The sequence below is a fragment of the Streptomyces sp. NPDC042002 genome (genome assembly GCF_055588305.1).
In genome coordinates this window covers 158,897-176,656 of sequence record NZ_JBVJCT010000004.1, presented here as the reverse complement: position 1 = coordinate 176,656, position 17,760 = coordinate 158,897, and the positions used below count along the sequence as shown (strand labels likewise).

General features: G+C 69.9%; 16 protein-coding genes. 10 read left to right on the top strand and 6 right to left on the bottom strand.

All coding sequences use genetic code 11. From position 1 onward, the window contains the following. The first annotated feature begins 67 nt into the window (after positions 1-67). Positions 68-580, top strand: coding sequence for a GNAT family N-acetyltransferase (locus ACZ6KY_RS08485; RefSeq protein ID WP_469309809.1), 513 nt, complete (start codon positions 68-70; stop codon positions 578-580). 172 nt (positions 581-752) lie between these two features. On the opposite strand, the gene ACZ6KY_RS08480 is transcribed toward ACZ6KY_RS08485, so the two are convergent. Further along, complete coding sequence (locus ACZ6KY_RS08480; protein WP_469309540.1) at positions 753-1,337, bottom strand: adenylosuccinate lyase; 585 nt, start codon at positions 1,335-1,337, stop codon at positions 753-755. Positions 1,338-1,706: 369 nt separating this feature from the next. Between ACZ6KY_RS08480 and ACZ6KY_RS08475 the strand changes: the two genes are divergently transcribed. The 9 genes from ACZ6KY_RS08475 (at position 1,707) to pssA (ending at position 12,655) form a co-directional block, all read left to right on the top strand. After that, positions 1,707-3,512 (top strand): 3-hydroxyacyl-CoA dehydrogenase family protein, encoded by a 1,806-nt coding sequence (locus ACZ6KY_RS08475; RefSeq protein WP_469309539.1) that lies wholly within the window; start codon positions 1,707-1,709, stop codon positions 3,510-3,512. Between the two features lie 136 nt (positions 3,513-3,648). After that, on the top strand, positions 3,649-4,461 hold the full coding sequence (locus tag ACZ6KY_RS08470) for a TetR family transcriptional regulator (protein ID WP_469309538.1): 813 nt from the start codon (positions 3,649-3,651) through the stop codon (positions 4,459-4,461). A 427-nt stretch (positions 4,462-4,888) separates the two neighbouring features. After that, positions 4,889-6,226: a crotonyl-CoA carboxylase/reductase gene (gene ccrA, locus ACZ6KY_RS08465; protein ID WP_469309537.1), complete on the top strand. Its 1,338-nt coding sequence runs from the start codon at positions 4,889-4,891 to the stop codon at positions 6,224-6,226. A gap of 9 nt (positions 6,227-6,235) precedes the next feature. Continuing rightward, positions 6,236-8,284: a protein meaA gene (locus ACZ6KY_RS08460; RefSeq protein ID WP_469309536.1), complete on the top strand. Its 2,049-nt coding sequence runs from the start codon at positions 6,236-6,238 to the stop codon at positions 8,282-8,284. Further along, a complete protein-coding gene (locus tag ACZ6KY_RS08455) occupies positions 8,281-9,255 on the top strand; it encodes an HpcH/HpaI aldolase/citrate lyase family protein (RefSeq protein WP_365882031.1) in 975 nt (324 codons plus the stop codon). Before ACZ6KY_RS08460 ends, ACZ6KY_RS08455 begins: the two co-directional genes overlap by 4 nt. Positions 9,256-9,260: 5 nt before the next feature. Beyond that, on the top strand, positions 9,261-9,788 hold the full coding sequence (locus tag ACZ6KY_RS08450; protein ID WP_469309535.1) for a MaoC family dehydratase: 528 nt from the start codon (positions 9,261-9,263) through the stop codon (positions 9,786-9,788). 2 nt (positions 9,789-9,790) lie between these two features. Next, positions 9,791-10,996, top strand: coding sequence for an acyl-CoA dehydrogenase family protein (locus tag ACZ6KY_RS08445; RefSeq protein ID WP_469309534.1), 1,206 nt, complete (start codon positions 9,791-9,793; stop codon positions 10,994-10,996). A gap of 170 nt (positions 10,997-11,166) precedes the next feature. Then, positions 11,167-11,814: a phosphatidylserine decarboxylase gene (locus ACZ6KY_RS08440; protein ID WP_328552592.1), complete on the top strand. Its 648-nt coding sequence runs from the start codon at positions 11,167-11,169 to the stop codon at positions 11,812-11,814. Between the two features lie 22 nt (positions 11,815-11,836). Continuing rightward, the gene (gene pssA / locus ACZ6KY_RS08435) at positions 11,837-12,655 is read left to right on the top strand and encodes a CDP-diacylglycerol--serine O-phosphatidyltransferase (protein WP_339135874.1); all 819 of its coding nucleotides are present in this window, start codon (positions 11,837-11,839) and stop codon (positions 12,653-12,655) included. 113 nt (positions 12,656-12,768) lie between these two features. On the opposite strand, the gene ACZ6KY_RS08430 is transcribed toward pssA, so the two are convergent. From ACZ6KY_RS08430 to ACZ6KY_RS08410, 5 genes are read right to left on the bottom strand one after another with little or no spacing between them, the layout of a single operon-like run. Next, the gene (locus tag ACZ6KY_RS08430) at positions 12,769-14,031 is read right to left on the bottom strand and encodes an ABC transporter substrate-binding protein (RefSeq protein ID WP_469309533.1); all 1,263 of its coding nucleotides are present in this window, start codon (positions 14,029-14,031) and stop codon (positions 12,769-12,771) included. Continuing rightward, positions 14,028-15,101 (bottom strand): branched-chain amino acid ABC transporter permease, encoded by a 1,074-nt coding sequence (locus ACZ6KY_RS08425; RefSeq protein ID WP_469309808.1) that lies wholly within the window; start codon positions 15,099-15,101, stop codon positions 14,028-14,030. Before ACZ6KY_RS08425 ends, ACZ6KY_RS08430 begins: the two co-directional genes overlap by 4 nt. 52 nt (positions 15,102-15,153) lie before the next feature. Beyond that, the gene (locus ACZ6KY_RS08420; RefSeq protein ID WP_469309532.1) at positions 15,154-16,044 is read right to left on the bottom strand and encodes a branched-chain amino acid ABC transporter permease; all 891 of its coding nucleotides are present in this window, start codon (positions 16,042-16,044) and stop codon (positions 15,154-15,156) included. Next, positions 16,041-16,904: an ABC transporter ATP-binding protein gene (locus ACZ6KY_RS08415; RefSeq protein WP_469309531.1), complete on the bottom strand. Its 864-nt coding sequence runs from the start codon at positions 16,902-16,904 to the stop codon at positions 16,041-16,043. The genes ACZ6KY_RS08420 and ACZ6KY_RS08415 overlap by 4 nt, the downstream gene beginning before the upstream one ends. A gap of 7 nt (positions 16,905-16,911) precedes the next feature. Continuing rightward, on the bottom strand, positions 16,912-17,718 hold the full coding sequence (locus ACZ6KY_RS08410) for an ABC transporter ATP-binding protein (protein WP_469309530.1): 807 nt from the start codon (positions 17,716-17,718) through the stop codon (positions 16,912-16,914). Positions 17,719-17,760 lie beyond the last annotated feature (42 nt).

The window sequence follows — 17,760 nt, the reverse complement described above, 5'->3', positions numbered from 1 at the left end:
CCCCGACGGGCTCGCCCCCGCCGCCCTCGCGGCGGCGGGCCCCGCGAGCGGGGTCCGGGTCCGTGAGATGACCCTCGACGACTGTCCGCGGGTGGCCGAGATCCGGGTGCGTGGCTGGCAGAGCGCGTACAAGGGGCTGATACCGCAGTCGTATCTGGACGGGCTCGGCGTGGCCGAGGACGCGGCGCGCCGCCGACGCAACCTCGAACAGGGCGACGGCGGCATCGTGAACCTGGTCGCGGAGCGGGACGGCGAAGTGGTCGGCTGGGCCTGTCACGGACCGCACCGGGACGGCGAAGTCCGCGCCGGGGACGTCGAGTTGTACGCCATCTACGTGCATCCCGACGTGCTGGGCCAGGGTGTCGGGCGCGCCCTTCTGCGGGAGTCCGCCGGCCGCTGCGCGGCGGCCGGGCACGAGCGCGTGCTGCTGTGGGTCCTCAAGGAGAACACCCCGGCCCGCAGCTTCTACGAACGGGCCGGCTTCCTCCCCGACGGCGCCGAGGAGCCCTTCGAGGCGGGCGGCGTCGCCGTACCCGAGGTGCGCTACGCGCGCGTGCTGACCGGCACGGGACTCGACTGACGGACCGCCGGTTCGAGTCGAGGCCGGGCTCGGCCGAGGGACAGCCGGTCGGGGCTCGCACCGGGCTCCGCCTGTGGACGCGGGGTGCGGTCTGACGGCGGACCGCGTGGCAGGCACCGGTACACGCGCGCTATCGGCCGACGCGAGCCGAGGGACGTACGAGCGGGTGCGCCTAGACCTGTTCCTTGGGCAGCCGGGCCAGCGCGCGTACGGCCGTCTCCGCGAGTGCCGGGTGGGCCAGCGCTTCGTTCAGGACCGGTCTCGCACGGGCGTCGCCCAGGACGCCCAGACCTTCCGTGCACGCGAGGGCGACCTTGCGGTACGGGTCGTGCGGGCGCAGCCGGCGTTCCAGGGTGGTGATGAGCGCGGGCACGGCCTCGGGCGCGCGGAGTTCGACCAGCAGCCGTACCGGCTGGAGCGCGTAGGCGATCCGCAGTTCGTTCGTGGCGAGTGCCGCGGCGGCGCGGGCCGTACGCGGGTCGCCGAGCCGGGCCAGGGCCTGTGCGGCGGACGCGCAGCGCTGCGGGTCACGGTGGTTGAGCAGCAGGACGAGCGCCTCGAAGGCCCGCCGGTCCCCGGCCGTGCCGAGCCGGAAGGCTGCCAACTCCCGCGCCCAGAGCGGCTGTCCGGGCTCGGTCAGCGCGGCGGCCAGCACGTCGGGATCCTCGGTCGCCGCGAGACGTTCGTACGTCGTCGAGTCCCCGGCCCCGGCCTCGGCCCGCAAACGCTCCGTGAGTGATCGCAACGCTTCGTCCATGGGCCGAGCTTAGGCAAGCCTGTGAGGTGCGGGGACGTACATCACAAAGTCGGGGGCTGGCGCGCTCGTTACTGACGGGTTAAGCTCAGACGAGCGAGTTACCCACTCGCGTCGAACCTCACGGTGGCCTGGTGACGCAGCCACCGCGAGAGCAGTCGGTTCGGTACCTCAGGTACCTCAGTACGACATGGCTCCGGGACAGGGCCGGTCGGCTTTCACCGCCCATGGGCGCCCGTTCTTCGGCGCTCGGGGACGGCACCGGGCGTGTGCGCTCGTCAGCCCGGAAACACCCGCAACCTCCGCACGGCGTGCGCCTGTCGGCGTACCCGCGTGCGCTCCTCAGTCGTCACCACTTCCAGGAGTCCCGCGATGGCCACTCCCCTGTCCGACACCCCTCTGTCCCCGCTGCGGACCGTCGCCGTCATCGGCCTCGGCACCATGGGCACCGGCATCGCCGAAGTCCTGGCCCGCGCCGGCCGTGACGTCATCGGCATCGACATCAGCGAAGCCGCGGCCGCCCAGGCCGTGGCCACCCTCGAAGCCTCCACCGCCCGCGCCGTGCGACGCGAGCACATGAGCGACGCGGAGCGCACGGACGCCCTCGCCCGCTTCCGTACCTTCACCGACCTCGCGGCCGCCGCCGACGCCGACCTCGTCATCGAGGTGACCCCGGAGTCGTACGACATCAAGCAGCAGGTCTTCCGGGCTCTCGACACCATCGTGCGCCCCGAGACGATCCTCGCGACGGGCACCAACGCGCTGTCCGTGACGCGTCTGGCCGCGGACTCGGCCCACCCCGAGCGCGTGCTCGGCCTGCACTTCTTCAACCCGGCGCCCGCGATGAAGCTCGTCGAGGTCGTCTCCTCGGTGCTGACCGCTCCGACGGCCGTCGGAGCGGTCACCGACCTGGCGCTCGAACTCGGCAAGGAGCCCGTCGCGGTCGGCGACCGCCCCGGTTTCGTCGCCGACGGACTGCTGTTCGGCTACCTCAACCAGGCGGCCGCGATGTACGAGGCGAAGTACGCCTCCCGCGAGGACATCGACGCGGCGATGAAGCTCGGCTGCGGGCTGCCCATGGGCCCGCTCGCGCTGCTCGACCTGATCGGCGTGGACACCGCGCGGACCGTCCTGGAGGCGATGTACTCCGAGTCGCACGACCGGCTGCACGCCCCCGCGCCCATCCTCAAGCAGCTCAGCGAGGCGGGCCTGACCGGGCGCAAGTCCGGCCGCGGCTTCTACTCGTACGAGGCCGCGGGCAGCGACGCGGTCGTGCGGGACGCGCTGACGCCGCTGGAGGGGGCCGTCCTGGCACCGGGCCGCACGGTCCGCTCGGTCGGCGTCGCGGGCTCCGGCACGATGGCCTCCGGAATCGCGGAGGTCTTCGCGAAGGCCGGGTACGAGGTCGTCCTCGCGGCCCGCACGGAGGAGAAGGCGGGGACCGCGAAGGCCCGTATCGGCAAGTCGCTGGCCCGCTCCGTCGACAAGGGCCGCATGACGGCCGAGGCGGCGGCGCGGACCCTGGAGCTCATCACGCCGACCGGCAGCTACGACGACTTCGCCGAGGTCGATCTGGCGCTGGAGGCGGTCGCCGAGGACCTGGAGGTCAAGCAGCAGCTCTTCGGCGTCTTCGACAAGGTCTGCAAGCCCGGCGCGATCCTCGCCACCACCACCTCCTCGCTGCCCGTCGTCGCCTGCGCCCGCGCCACCTCGCGCCCGCAGGACGTGATCGGCATGCACTTCTTCAACCCGGCCCCGGCGATGAAGCTCGTCGAGGTCGTGCGGACCGTGCTGACCGCGGACGACGTGCACGCCACCGTGCGCGAGGTCTGCGCGAAGATCCGCAAGCACCCGGTGGACTGCGGTGACCGGGCCGGCTTCATCGTGAACGCGCTGCTGTTCCCGTACCTGAACAACGCGATCAAGATGGTGCAGGAGCACTACGCCTCGCTGGACGACATCGACGCGGCGATGAAGCTGGGCGGCGGCTACCCGATGGGGCCCTTCGAACTGCTCGACGTGGTCGGGCTCGATGTCTCGCTGGCCATCGAGAAGGTCCTGCACCGCGAGTTCCGCGACCCGGGCCTGGCCCCCGCGCCGCTCCTGGAGCACCTGGTGGCCGCGGGCTGCCTTGGCCGCAAGACGGGCCGCGGCTTCCGCGAATATGCCCGCCGCTGAGCGTCCGGGCGACCGGCTCGCGGACGACGCCGACTGGGGCGGCCTGCTCGGCCCCGCCGGACACCCCCCGCCCATCCTGGGCGGGGGGATCCCCGGACATGCACGCTCTCCTGCGCGGATGCAGTACGTTCGGGGCATGCCCCAGCCCGCCAAGTCCTCACGTACGCCAGCCACGCCCGACGCGCCGGAGAGCGCCGCGGGCAGCCGCGCGGCGGCCCAACGGCTCAAGATGCGCCGGGAGCTGGCGGCCGCGGCCATGGAGCTGTTCGCGGCCAAGGGGTACGAGGCGACCACCGTCGACGAGATCGCGGCCCAGGCCGGGGTGGCCCGCCGCACCTTCTTCCGCCACTTCCGCTCCAAGGAAGAGGCGATCTTCCCGGATCACGACGACACCCTGATCCGGGCCGAGGCGGTGCTCAACGCGGCGCCCGCGCACGAGCATCCGCTCGACACCGTGTGCCGCGGCATCAAGGAAGTCATGAGGATGTACGCGGCCCAGCCGGAGATCTCCGTCTCGCGCTACAAGCTGACGCGCGAGGTGCCGACGCTGCGTGAGGCCGAGATCGCCTCGGTGGCCCGCTACGAGCGGCTCTTCACCCGCTACCTGCTGGGCCACTTCGACGAGCACGCGCACGACGACGACGCCAACGACGATCCGCTGCTCGCCGAGGTCGCCGCGTCGGCCGTGGTCACGGCCCACAACCACGTCCTGCGGCGCTGGCTGCGGGCGGGCGGCCAGGGCGATGTGGAGACGCAGCTGGACCACGCGTTCGCCATCGTCCGCAAGACCTTCGGCACCGGGATCGGCGCGGGACGGGAGACCGCGCCGCGATCGGCGCCGGCGTCGTCCTTCACCGAGGGGGACGTGCTGGTGACCGTGGCCCGTGTCGACGCTCCGCTGGACCAGGTGATGCGCACGATCGAGCAGGCGCTCAAGGAACGGTCGTAGCGCCTCGCCGTCCAGGGACGGCCCACTTCTCCGACCACCCGCCGGACACGCTCACTTCGAGCGCGTCCGGCGTTTTTTGTGCCCTGGTTTGAGCGCTTTGCGGCCCGATCTGATCGATCATCGCTCACGTGTTACGTAAAGATTTCATCTGAGCGCAACTAATGGCACTCCGTGCCTTGCCACGTGACACGGCGTGCCATACGTTGAAGGAGTCCGGGCGGCCGGCGTGCAGAGACCATTCGTACGCCGGCTGTCCCCGCAAGCCCCATGGCCTGCGCGCCCGGACGCCTGCGTCACAGGCAACCTCCTGCGCCAACCACAGCGCTGCCACAGCACCACCTCCGCCGAACCGACGGCACACCCCTCAGCAGCACCGACGTAACCCTCAGCGTTCCCCCTCAGAACGCGCATCGCCGGAGGCAACACCGTGAAGGAAATCCTGGACGCGATTCAGTCGCGGACCGCCACGTCCGCCGACTTCGCCGCAATTCCGCTCCCCGAGTCCTACCGCGCGATCACCGTGCACAAGGACGAGACGGAGATGTTCGCCGGGCTCAGCAGCCGCGACAAGGACCCCCGCAAGTCGATCCACCTGGACGACGTGCCGGTGCCGGAGCTCGGCCCCGGCGAGGCCCTGGTCGCCGTCATGGCGTCCTCCGTGAACTACAACTCGGTCTGGACGTCGATCTTCGAGCCGGTGTCGACCTTCGGCTTCCTGGAGCGCTACGGGCGCCTCAGCGAGCTCAGCAAGCGCCACGACCTGCCGTACCACATCATCGGCTCGGACCTCGCGGGCGTCGTCCTGCGCACCGGCCCGGGAGTGAACTCCTGGAAGCCCGGCGACGAGGTCGTCGCGCACTGTCTGTCCGTCGAGCTGGAGTCCTCCGACGGGCACAACGACACGATGCTCGACCCCGAGCAGCGCATCTGGGGCTTCGAGACCAACTTCGGCGGCCTCGCCGAGATCGCGCTCGTCAAGTCCAACCAGCTGATGCCCAAGCCGGACCACCTGAGCTGGGAGGAGGCCGCGGCTCCCGGACTGGTGAACTCCACCGCGTACCGGCAGCTGGTCTCCCGCAACGGCGCCGGCATGAAGCAGGGCGACAACGTGCTCATCTGGGGCGCGAGCGGCGGACTCGGCTCCTACGCCACGCAGTTCGCGCTCGCCGGCGGCGCCAACCCCATCTGTGTCGTCTCCAGCGAGCAGAAGGCGGAGATCTGCCGGAAGATGGGCGCCGACGCGATCATCGACCGCAACGCCGAGGACTACAAGTTCTGGAAGGACGAGCACAACCAGGACCCCAAGGAGTGGAAGCGCTTCGGCAAGCGGATCCGCGAGCTGACCGGCGGCGAGGACGTGGACATCGTCTTCGAGCACCCGGGCCGCGAGACCTTCGGCGCGAGCGTCTACGTCACCCGCAAGGGCGGCACCATCGTCACCTGTGCCTCGACCTCGGGCTACAACCACGAGTACGACAACCGCTACCTGTGGATGTCGCTGAAGCGGATCATCGGCTCGCACTTCGCGAACTACCGCGAGGCCTGGGAGGCCAACCGCCTCGTCGCCAAGGGCAAGATCCACCCGACGCTCTCCAAGGTCTACTCCCTGGAGGACACCGGGCAGGCCGCCTACGACGTGCACCGCAACCTCCACCAGGGCAAGGTCGGCGTGCTCGCGCTGGCGCCCCAGGAGGGCCTGGGCGTGCGCGACGAGGAGAAGCGCGCCCAGCACATCGACGCCATCAACCGCTTCCGGAACATCTGAGGTCCATCCATGACAGAGCGTCAGACCGCAGAGGTGCGACGGGAGAAGGACCGGCCGTGGCTCATGCGCACGTACGCCGGCCACTCCACCGCCGAGGCGTCCAACGAGTTGTACCGGCGCAACCTCGCCAAGGGGCAGACGGGGCTCTCCGTGGCCTTCGACCTGCCGACGCAGACCGGCTACGACCCCGACCACATCCTCGCCCGCGGCGAGGTCGGCCGGGTCGGCGTGCCGGTCTCGCACCTCGGTGACATGCGCCGGCTGTTCCAGGACATCCCCCTGGAGCAGATGAACACCTCGATGACCATCAACGCCACCGCCATGTGGCTGCTGGCGCTCTATCAGGTCGTCGCCGAGGAGCAGGGCGCCGACATCACCAAGCTCCAGGGGACGACCCAGAACGACATCGTGAAGGAGTACCTCTCGCGGGGGACACACGTCTTCCCGCCGGTGCCCTCCCTCCGTCTCACGACGGACATGATCACGTACACGGTCAACCACATCCCCAAGTGGAACCCGATCAACATCTGCAGCTACCACCTGCAGGAGGCGGGCGCCACACCGGTCCAGGAGGTCGCGTACGCGATGTCCACCGCGATCGCCGTCCTGGACGCGGTGTTCGCGTCCGGGCAGATCGCCGAGGACCGCAAGGGCGAGGTCGTGGCCCGTATCTCCTTCTTCGTGAACGCGGGCGTCCGCTTCATCGAGGAGATGTGCAAGATGCGGGCGTTCGGGCGGATCTGGGACAAGATCACGCGCGAGCGGTACGGCATCGAGGACCCCAAGCAGCGGCGCTTCCGGTACGGCGTCCAGGTCAACTCCCTCGGCCTGACCGAGGCGCAGCCGGAGAACAACGTCCAGCGGATCGTGCTGGAGATGCTGGCCGTCACCCTCTCCAAGGACGCCCGCGCACGCGCCGTCCAACTGCCCGCCTGGAACGAGGCGTTGGGCCTGCCCCGCCCGTGGGACCAGCAGTGGTCGCTGCGCATCCAGCAGGTGCTGGCGCACGAGAGCGACCTGCTGGAGTACGAGGACATCTTCGAGGGCTCGCACGTCATCGAGGCCAAGGTGGCGTCCCTCGTCGAGGAGTCGCTGGCCGAGATCGACCGCATCGAGGCGATGGGCGGCGCGATGGCCGCCGTCGAGTCCGGCTATCTGAAGTCGCAGCTCGTCTCGTCGCACGCCGAGCGCCGCGGCCGTATCGAGGGCGGCACCGACAAGATCGTCGGCGTCAACATCTTCCAGTCGACCGAGCCGAACCCGCTCACGGCCGACCTGGACGCGGCGATCATGACGGTCGACCCCGCGGTCGAGGCCCGGGTGATCTCCGCGCTGGGAACCTGGCGCGACACGCGCTACCAGCCGCCCTTCAACCACCCGCGCCCGTGCAAGGCGCTGGAGCGGCTGAAGGAGGCCGCGAAGGGCACCGCCAACCTCATGGAAGCCACCCTGGAGTGCGCCCGCGCCGGTGTCACGACCGGCGAGTGGGCCGGGGCCCTGCGCGAGGTGTTCGGCGAGTTCCGCGCCCCGACCGGCGTGTCGTCCGCACCCGTCGCGGTCACCGCCGAGGAGGGCACCGCTCTCGCCCTGGTGCGCCGCAAGGTGGAGCTGACCGCGAAGGACCTGGGCGTCGGCAACCTCCGGTTCCTGGTGGGCAAGCCGGGCCTGGACGGGCACTCCAACGGCGCCGAGCAGATCGCCGTGCGGGCCCGCGACGCCGGGTTCGAGGTGGTCTACCAGGGCATCCGGCTCACCCCTGAGCAGATCGTGGACGCGGCCGTGGCCGAGGACGTGCACGCCGTCGGCCTGTCCATCCTGTCCGGTTCGCACGCCCAGCTGGTGCCGGACGTCCTGGAGAAGATGCGCACGGCCGGCGCGGGCGACATTCCGGTGATCGCGGGCGGGATCATCCCGAACGCGGACGCCGAACAGCTGCGGGCCGCGGGAGTGGCCGCGGTCTTCACACCGAAGGACTTCGACATCACCGGAATCATCGGCCGTATCGTCGACGAGATCCGGAAAGCGAACAAGCTCGACCCCCTGGAGGTCCCCGCATGACCAGCCCCGTTCCCCAGGTCAACCGCCTTCGTCCGCGGCGCTCCTGTCTGGCCGTACCGGGCAGCAACCCGCGCTTCCTGGAGAAGGCCCAGGGGCTCCCCGCGGACCAGGTCTTCCTCGACCTGGAGGACGCGTGCGCGCCGCTGGCCAAGCCCGACGCCCGGCACACCATCGTCAAGTTCCTCAACGAGGGCGACTGGACCGGCAAGACCCGGGTCGTGCGCGTCAACGACTGGACGACCGAGTGGACGTACCGCGATGTCGTCACGGTGGTCGAGGGCGCGGGTCAGAACCTCGACTGCATCATGCTGCCGAAGGTGCAGACGGCCGAGCAGGTCGTAGCCCTCGACCTGCTGCTGACGCAGATCGAGAAGACGATGGGCTTCGAGGTCGGCAAGATCGGCATCGAGGCGCAGATCGAGAACGCCCAGGGCCTGAACAACGTCAACGAGATCGCCACCGCCTCGCAGCGCGTGGAGACGATCATCTTCGGCCCGGCCGACTTCATGGCGTCGATCAACATGAAGTCGCTGGTCGTGGGTGAGCAGCCGCCCGGCTACCCGGCGGACGCCTACCACTACATCCTGATGAAGATCCTGATGGCGGCGCGCGCCAACAACCTCCAGGCGATCGACGGCCCCTACCTCCAGATCCGCAACATCGACGGCTACCGCGCGGTCGCCCAGCGCGCCGCCGCCCTCGGCTTCGACGGCAAGTGGGTGCTGCACCCGGGTCAGGTGGAGGCCTCCAACGAGATCTTCTCCCCCTCGCAGGAGGACTTCGACCACGCCGAGCTGATCCTGGACGCGTACGACTACTACACGTCCGAGGCCGGCGGCAAGAAGGGCTCCGCGATGCTCGGCGACGAGATGATCGACGAGGCCAGCCGCAAGATGGCCCTCGTCATCTCGGGCAAGGGCCGGGCCGCCGGCATGCAGCGCACGACCACGTTCGAAGCCCCGGAGGCCTGAGCACCATGCAGTTCGGACGCACCTACGAAGAGTTCGAGGTCGGGGCGGTCTACAAGCACTGGCCCGGGAAGACGGTCACGGAGTACGACGACCACCTCTTCTGTCTGCTGACCATGAACCACCACCCGCTCCACATGGACAGCAACTATGCGGAGAAGACGACCGATTTCGGCAGGAACGTCGTCGTCGGGAACTACATCTACTCGCTGCTCCTCGGCATGTCCGTGCCGGACGTCTCGGGCAAGGCGATCGCCAACCTGGAGGTCGAGTCACTGAAGCACGTGGCGCCGACCTTCCACGGCGACACGATCTACGGCGAGACCACGGTCCTCGACAAGACCCCCTCCCGGTCCAAGTCGGACCGCGGGATCGTCTACGTGGAGACCAAGGGCTACAAGCAGGACGGCACGCTGGTCTGCGTGTTCCGCCGCAAGGTGATGGTCCCCACCGAGACGTACATCAAGGAGCGCGGCGGCGAGCAGCCCGGCCGGCCCGAACCCACCGCACCCGCGGACAAGAAGACGGAGAAGTAGTCATGGCACGACTCGCCCAGACCGCCGGTCTGACCGACGTCCAGCAGGAGATCCTCTCCACCGTCCGCGATTTCGTGGACAAGGAGATCATCCCGGTCGCGACCGAGCTGGAGCACCGCGACGAGTATCCCCAGGCGATCGTCGACGGCCTGAAGGAGCTGGGCCTCTTCGGGCTGATGATCCCCGAGGAGTACGGCGGCCTGGGCGAGTCCCTCCTGACGTACGCGCTGTGCGTCGAGGAGATCGCCCGTGGCTGGATGTCGGTCTCCGGCATCATCAACACCCACTTCATCGTGGCGTACATGATCAAGCAGCACGGCACGCAGGAGCAGAAGGACCACTTCCTGCCCCGCATGGCGCTCGGCGAGACGCGTGGCGCCTTCTCGATGTCGGAGCCGGCGCTCGGTTCGGATGTGTCGGCGATCACGTCGAAGGCGGTGAAGGACGGCGAGGAGTACGTCCTGAACGGCCAGAAGATGTGGCTGACGAACGGCGGATCCGCGAATCTGGTGGCCGTTCTCGTCCGGAGTGACGAAGGACACCCCGAGGGCACGGCGCCCCACAAGTCGATGACGACCTTCCTGGTGGAGAAGGAGCCCGGCTTCGGAGAGGTCCGCCCCGGCCTCACCATTCCCGGGAAGATCGACAAGATGGGCTACAAGGGGGTCGACACCACCGAACTCATCATGGACGGACTGCGCATTCCGGCCGATCGCGTACTCGGCGGAACCACCGGCCGAGGGTTTTACCAAATGATGGACGGAGTCGAGGTCGGCCGCGTCAATGTCGCGGCCCGTGGCTGCGGTGTCGCGCAGCGCGCGTTCGAGCTCGGCGTCTCATATGCCCAGCAACGTCACACTTTCGGCAAGCCGATCGCCCAGCACCAGGCGATCCAGTTCAAGCTGGCCGAGATGGCTACCAAGGTCGAGGCCGCCCATGCAATGATGGTGAACGCGGCCCGCAAAAAGGACTCCGGGGAACGAAACGACCTCGAAGCAGGGATGGCGAAGTACCTCGCCTCCGAGTACTGCAAAGAGGTGGTGGAAGATGCTTTCCGGATCCACGGCGGCTACGGCTTCTCCAAGGAGTACGAGATCGAGCGCCTCTACCGTGAGGCGCCGATGCTGCTGATCGGCGAAGGTACCGCCGAGATCCAGAAAATGATCATCGGGCGCCGACTGCTCGAAGAGTATCGACTCCAGGGCTAGATGTCCGGGTTCGGGGTGTTTTCTTCGCGAAGAAGATCACACCCCGTCAGCACTCTTCGGCCGTCGACTCCGCATCTTGGCTTGCCCAGTTGCGGTCTGCGACCGGTACGATCGCGTGAAAGCCGCCGTCCCCCGTTCGAGCGCGGCATCATCCGCTACGAAGGTCATCCATGCCCCACAGCCAAACCTCTGCACCTCGCGGCCGGGTCCGCCTCGCGCGCGGAGCATCGCCGTGGCTTCTCCCGACCGTTGCCACCGCAGCACTCAGCCTGGCCCGTTCGCGCCGTTCCGGCGCGGCCAAGGCCGTGGCCGTACCCGTCACCGCGCTCGCGGCCGGGATGCTGTGGTTCTTCCGCGACCCCGAGCGTGAGATCACGCAGGGCCGTGTGATCTCGCCCGCCGACGGTGTGGTGCAGAGCATCATGCCGTGGAAGGACGGACGCACCCGTGTCGCGATCTTCATGAGCCCGCTCAACGTCCACGTCAACCGCGCGCCTCTCTCCGGCACGGTGACGTCGGTCGAGCACATCCCCGGTGGGTTCGTCCCGGCGTTCAACAAGGAGAGCGAGAACAACGAGCGCGTCGTCTGGCACTTCGACACCGAGCTCGGTGACATCGAGATGATCCAGATCGCCGGCGCGGTCGCCCGTCGCATCGTGCCCTACATCCCTCAGGGCACGAAGGTCGAGCAGGGTGACCGGATCGGTCTGATCCGCTTCGGCTCGCGCGTGGACATCTACCTCCCCGAGGGTGTCGAGGTCGACGTGGAGGTCGGTCAGAAGACCGTGGCTGGGGTGACTCGAATTGACCGTGATTGATCCCGAGACACAGGCCGGCTGGGTGCCGGAGGCCGATGAGCTGGACGACGAGGAGGAGATGCCCCTCTCTCTCCGCCTCTCGATAGCGGACACGCTCACCCTCGGCAACGCCACCTGCGGCTTCATGGCGGTGTACTTCACCACCACCGGCATCCTGATCCCGCACCTCACGGGCAGCGACGAGTCGGGCATGGCCCGTCACTCCGCCGCCACGGCCGTGATCCTGATGCTCTGCGCCGCGATCTTCGACCTGTTCGACGGTCTGGTGGCCCGCAAGCTGCGCTCCTCCCCCATGGGCGCCGAGCTGGACAACCTGTCGGACCTGATCAGCTTCGGTCTCGCACCGGCGTACTTCGTGCTGGTGTACGGCATGGTCGCGGACGACGCGTACCAGAAGGTGGCCGCGGTCGGAGCGATCGTGGTGCTCCTGGCCGTGGTGCTGAGGCTCGCGAGATTCTCCTGCGTCACGGTGAAGGACGGCACGTTCCAGGGCATGCCGAGTCCCTTCGGCGCCCTGACGGTGGTCTCCATCATCCTGCTCGAGCTGCCCTTCGTCGCCACGCTCATGGCGATCATGGGCACCGCCTGGCTGATGGTGAGCCGGGTCGAGTACCCGAAGCCGCGCGGTCGCCTCGCGGTCGCGATGCTGTCCTGGATCGTGCTCTCGATGGGTCTCCTGGCGGCGTGGGCGTTCGACGCCCCCGGCGGCCAGCTGCTCCTCCAGACCGGCTGCGCGCTGCAGCTGGTGATGGGCGCGGTGATCCCGCTGTTCGCCACGGCCCGCCGGGTGAACAACTTCCGGGGCAACCGCCGTGAGGCACGAGCCGCACAGCTCCCGTAACACCCCGTACGTCACGAAGGGCCCCGAACCACACGGTTCGGGGCCCTTGTGCGTGGGCGGAGCCATCGGCGCCGTCGGGCGCGCCCTTCGCGCCCCGCGCGGGAGCGAGGGGGTCAGGCGGCGGGCGTGTATCCCTGGGCGACGGACGAGGCCTCGGCCTCACGGACGACCTTCATCCCGCCCACGGCGTTCTTGTCGGGCTGCAGGATGACACTCTCCTTCGACGAGGCGGACTTCGGGTCGGTGAAGTTCTGCGGGACGCCGAACCCCGGGTCGAACGCGCCGATGGTCAGCAGGGCCTTGTCGACACCCTCGCGGGTGAGGTCCTTGGCCGCGCAGGCCTTCTTCAGCGCCTCTCCGAACGCCGACGCGGCCGTCCAGCCGGCCACCACGCCGTTGTCCAGGGAGTCCTTCGGGTAGGCGGCCCGGTAGTCCGCGACCAGCTTCTTCGCCTTCGGGGTGTCCGCGCCGATCGGCAGCGAGGGGTTGGCCACGTAGTAGTTCGCCTCCAGGGCCGGGGCCGCCGCGGTGGCGAGGAGCTGCGGGGCGAACGCCGAGTTGTTGCCGATGACCGGCACATCGAACTTGAGGGCCGCCGCGACCCCGACGAGCGAGGCCGCCTGCCGGGGGCCCGCGCTGATCACGACGGCCTTCACCCCGGCCTTCTTCAGGGCGACGACCTGGGCGGTCATGTCGTTGTCCGTCGGCTTGATCTTCTGCTCGACGACCTTGAGCCCCGACTGCTTCGCCATGTACCGGGAGCCGGTCAGCGCGTTCTCGCCGTAGTCCCCCTCGAAGTACACATGGCCGATGCTGTCGCCCTTCTTGAGACCCTTCTCCTTCATCAGGAAGTCGATCGCGTTGATCGTCTCGATGTCGTACGTGGAGCCGATGGGCCGGATGTACGAGCTGCCCAGCAGGGTGGCCGACCAGGCCTGCGGCAGGACCAGGCCCTTGTCCTGGCCGTCGATGCGCTGCTTGACGGCCGCGACGAAGGGCGAGCCGATGAACTGGGTGAAGCCCAGTACCTTCGGCGCCAGCTCCGTGTAGCCGGAGACGGCCTTCTGCGGGTCGTATCCGTGGTCGCGGACCGTCAGCGCCAGCTTGTAGCCACAGACCCCGCCGGCGGCGTTGATCTGCTTCACGTAGAGCTGCTGGGCCTGGGTGACGCTCTTGCCCAGGGTCGCGTAGACACCGCTCATGTCGGTGAGCGCTCCGAGGGTGATCGTCTTCCCGGAGATCCCCTCGCCGGTCTTCACCCCGCCGGCCACCCGCTTGTCGGCGTTGTCGTCCTTGGCCTTGGAGCTGCATCCGGCCAGTACGAGCAGGGCGGCCAGCGCCCCGGCGGCCAGCCGCGCGGTGTGTGTCGTTCTCATCGTTCCTCCCCTGGAGTGGCCCCGGGACGGGGCTTGACGCGACGCCGGGCGGTCACCCTGACCAGGCCGCCCGGAAGAAAGAGCACCACCGCCACGATGGCGGCGCCGTACAGGTACCTGGCCGCCTCGCCGGGCGCGATCCCGCCCGTGCCCGGGTCGGAGACCAGGGGCAGGGTGTCGCTGTAGCGGGTCAGCAACTGCGGCAGCAGCGAGACGAAGGCCGCCCCGACGACCGCCCCGGCGACCGAGCCGAGCCCGCCGATGACGATCATGGCGAGGTAGTCGAGCGAGAGCGTGATCCCGAAGTAGTCGGGCACCGTCCGCTGGAAGACCAGGGCGAGCAGCACCCCGGCAAGACCCGCGTACATCGAGGACAGGACGAAGACGGCGGCGCGGTACCGGGCGACGGGCACGCCGATCACCCCGGCCGCGATCCGGTGGTCGCGGATCGCGTTCATCGCCCGGCCGGGGCGGCCGCGCAGCACCCCGCGGGCGAACAGCCCGCAGCCGAGGAGCAGCACCAGACCGACGTACCAGAGCTTCTCGGCCGAGCCGAACGGCACGTCGGCGACGACCAGCTCACGGTCGTCGAAGGTGAGACCGAACAGGCTGAGGGGCGGTACGTCGCGGCCGTTGAAGCCGCCCGTCAGATCCCGGGCGTTGAACAGGACGTGCTGTCCGATGAAGATCAGGGCGAGTGTCGCGATGCCGAGGTAGGCGCCGCGCAGCCGTCCCGCGATCGGGCTGAACAGGCCGCCGGCGATCCCGGAGACGGCCACGGCGAGCACGGCCGCGAGCCAGGTGGGCAGTCCCAGACCGGTCAGTCCGTCGCCCCCGTGGGCGGCGAACACGCAGTAGCCGTACGCACCGACGGCGAGGAAGAAGGCGTGTCCCATGGAGAGCTGCCCGGTCGCGCCGGTGAGGAGGTTGAGGCCGATCGCGCCGATCGCGGCGGCCATCGCGAAGAGACCGGCCTCCAGCCAGAAGCGGTCGACGTAGAAGGGCAGCGCGAGCAGCAGGACGGCGCCGGCGGTCCCGATCGCGGTCCGGGCGCCGGGCAGCCGGATCACGCGGTGGCGGACGGGCCGGGGTGGGCTGCCCGCCTCGTCGCGGGTGAGGACCTCAGACACGGGCGAGCTCCTTCGTGCCGAACAGCCCGGCGGGCCGGATGAGCAGGATCGCGACCATGACCACGTACGGCGCGAGATCGCCGAGGCCGCGCCCGAGGAAGGTGAGGTCGCTCTGGTAGCCGGTGGCCATGGATTCGGTGACACCGACGAGGAGACCGCCGACCAGCGCGCCGGTGGTCGAGTCGAGGCCGCCGAGGATCGCCGCGGGGAACGCCTTGAGCGCGGCCAGCGAGGTGGCGCGTTCGAGGCCGGGGGTCGGGAAGACGGTCAGGAACAGCGCGGCGACGGCAGCGAGACCGCCCGCCACGGCCCAGGCCCCCAGCGACACCCGGCCGAGCCGGACTCCCATCAGGGCGGCGGTCTCCGGGCTCTCGGCGGCGGCGCGCATCGCCACGCCCCAGGACGTGTAGCGGAAGGCCAGCAGGAAGACGGTGATGAGCAGGGACGCCGTGACGAACGCCGCGATGCGGGTGTGGGCGACGGAGACCGGCCCGACGGTGAGGACGGCGTTGCCCCAGGGGTCGCCCATCACCAGGACGTCCGTGCCGATCCGGCGGGTCAGCTCGGTGGTGAGCAGGATGTCGACGCCGATGGTGACGATGGCGAGGACGCTCTGGTCGGTACCCCGGTAACGGCGGATGACCAGGAACTCCACGGCGGCCCCCACGAGCGCGGCGCCCGCGACCCCGGCGAGCAGCGCGGGCCAGAAGCCGATGTCGTCGTGGAGGGTCGCGGTGACATAGCCGCCCGCGAGCAGCAGGGAGGCGTGCGCGAAGTTGACGACCTCGGTGGCCCGGAAGATGACGACGAAGCCGAGCGCGATGAGGGCGTAGACGGAGCCCAACGACAGCCCGTTGAGCAGGAGTTCGGCGAAGGTGCTCATGAAGCGGTCTCCTCTGGGTCGGCGCTCCCGCCCAGATAGGCGCGTACCACCGCCGGGTCGTTCTGTACGTCCGCGGGGGCGCCGTCGGCGATACGGCGCCCGAAGTCCAGTACGGTCACGGCGTCCGCGAGCCGCATCACCACCCCCATGTCGTGTTCCACCAGCACGATCGAGATGCCGAGGCTGTCGCGGACTCCCGCGACGACCGCGGCGGTACGGCGGCGTTCGTCGGCGGTCATGCCCGCGACGGGTTCGTCCAGGAGCAGGACCCGCGGTTCCATGCACAGGGCCCGGGCGAGCTCGGCGAGCTTCTGCTGTCCGTACGGGAGCGAACCGGCGGGCCGGTCGAGCTGTCCCTCCAGGCCCACGAACTCGGCGATCTCCCGGACGCGTTCGCGGTGCCGCCGGTCCTCGCGGGCCGCCGAGGGCAGCCGCAGCCCGGCGGCGAGGAATCCGGCGCGGGTCAGCCGGTGCCGGCCGAGCAGCAGGCAGTCCTCGACGGTGGCGTGCGGGGGCAGGGCGAGGTTCTGGAAGATGCGGGCCACGCCCAGCCCGGCGATGCGGTGGGGCGGCAGGCCGGTGAGTTCGTGCTCCCCGAGGCGGACGCTTCCGGCGGCGGGCCGGCAGACACCGGACAGCACGTTGAAGCAGGTTGACTTTCCCGCCCCGTTGGGGCCGATGAGGGCGTGCACGGTGCCCGGTCGCACGGTGAAGCTCACCGCGTCGAGCGCGGTCAGCCCCGCGAAGCGGACCGTCACGTCCCTGATGTCGAGCGAGGGAATGTCCGAGGGCGCGGTCGCCAGGCCGGTCACCGACGCCTTGCCCGGCGCGGGAGTCGCCGCGCTGTCGCGTTCCGTCATGGTGGGCTCATCCCTTCCAGCGGGACAGGGACGGGAGGGCGCCGCGCGCGGGAGCCCCGTCGGCGGCGGCGTCCTCGTCGACCACGCCGAGATAGCGGCGGCGCACCTCGTCGGAGGCGGCGAGTTCGTCCGCGGGGCCGGACAGGGTCACTTCGCCGACCTCCAGGACGTAGGCGCTGGAGGCGAGTCGCAGGGCGAGGGCGGCGTTCTGTTCGACGAGCAGGACGGAGGTGCCCTGTTCGTTGATCTCCCGCACGGTGTCGGCGATGCGCGCGGCCATCAACGGGGCGAGTCCCAGCGAGGGTTCGTCGAGCAGCAGCACCCTGGGGGCGCCCATGAGCGCCCGGCCGACCGCGAGCATCTGCTGCTCCCCGCCGGACAACAGCCCCGCCCGCTGCTGGGCACGGTCGGCGAGGACGGGGAACAGTTCGTGCACGCGCCGCAGGGCACGCGCCCGGTCGACGCGGCCGCCGGTGGAGCCGAGTGCTCCGGCGCGCAGATTGTCCGCGACCGTCATCCGGCTGAACACCCGGCGTCCTTCCGGGACTTGGGACACCCCGGCGGCGACCACCCGGTCCGGTGGCAGCCGGTCCAGCGGTCGGCCGCCCAGCGTGACCGTGCCGCCGGTGACCGCTCCCCCGTGGAAGGAGAGAGTCCGGCACACCGCCCGCAGCAGCGTCGACTTGCCCGCGCCGTTGCCGCCGAGAACCGTCACCACGGTTCCCTCCGGTACCTCCAACGACACGTGACGCAGTGCGCGTACGGGCCCGTATCCGACCGACAGTTCCCGCACGAGCAGAGCGGAACCGCCCATGGCATCTCCCTTGTCCTCGCTCGGTGTGGCGCTCACCTCAGC

Excerpts from the sequence above, each read along its gene's own strand:
- ACZ6KY_RS08485 (WP_469309809.1), top strand. The coding sequence starts at position 68 with ATGACCCTCGACGACTGTCCGCGGGTGGCCGAGATCCGGGTGCGTGGC.
- ACZ6KY_RS08480 (WP_469309540.1), bottom strand. The coding sequence starts at position 1,337 with ATGGACGAAGCGTTGCGATCACTCACGGAGCGTTTGCGGGCCGAGGCC.
- ACZ6KY_RS08475 (WP_469309539.1), top strand. The coding sequence starts at position 1,707 with ATGGCCACTCCCCTGTCCGACACCCCTCTGTCCCCGCTGCGGACCGTC.
- ACZ6KY_RS08470 (WP_469309538.1), top strand. The coding sequence starts at position 3,649 with ATGCCCCAGCCCGCCAAGTCCTCACGTACGCCAGCCACGCCCGACGCG.
- ACZ6KY_RS08460 (WP_469309536.1), top strand. The coding sequence starts at position 6,236 with ATGACAGAGCGTCAGACCGCAGAGGTGCGACGGGAGAAGGACCGGCCG.
- ACZ6KY_RS08455 (WP_365882031.1), top strand. The coding sequence starts at position 8,281 with ATGACCAGCCCCGTTCCCCAGGTCAACCGCCTTCGTCCGCGGCGCTCC.
- ACZ6KY_RS08450 (WP_469309535.1), top strand. The coding sequence starts at position 9,261 with ATGCAGTTCGGACGCACCTACGAAGAGTTCGAGGTCGGGGCGGTCTAC.
- ACZ6KY_RS08445 (WP_469309534.1), top strand. The coding sequence starts at position 9,791 with ATGGCACGACTCGCCCAGACCGCCGGTCTGACCGACGTCCAGCAGGAG.
- ACZ6KY_RS08440 (WP_328552592.1), top strand. The coding sequence starts at position 11,167 with ATGCCCCACAGCCAAACCTCTGCACCTCGCGGCCGGGTCCGCCTCGCG.
- ACZ6KY_RS08430 (WP_469309533.1), bottom strand. The coding sequence starts at position 14,031 with ATGAGAACGACACACACCGCGCGGCTGGCCGCCGGGGCGCTGGCCGCC.
- ACZ6KY_RS08420 (WP_469309532.1), bottom strand. The coding sequence starts at position 16,044 with ATGAGCACCTTCGCCGAACTCCTGCTCAACGGGCTGTCGTTGGGCTCC.
- ACZ6KY_RS08415 (WP_469309531.1), bottom strand. The coding sequence starts at position 16,904 with ATGACGGAACGCGACAGCGCGGCGACTCCCGCGCCGGGCAAGGCGTCG.
- ACZ6KY_RS08410 (WP_469309530.1), bottom strand. The coding sequence starts at position 17,718 with ATGGGCGGTTCCGCTCTGCTCGTGCGGGAACTGTCGGTCGGATACGGG.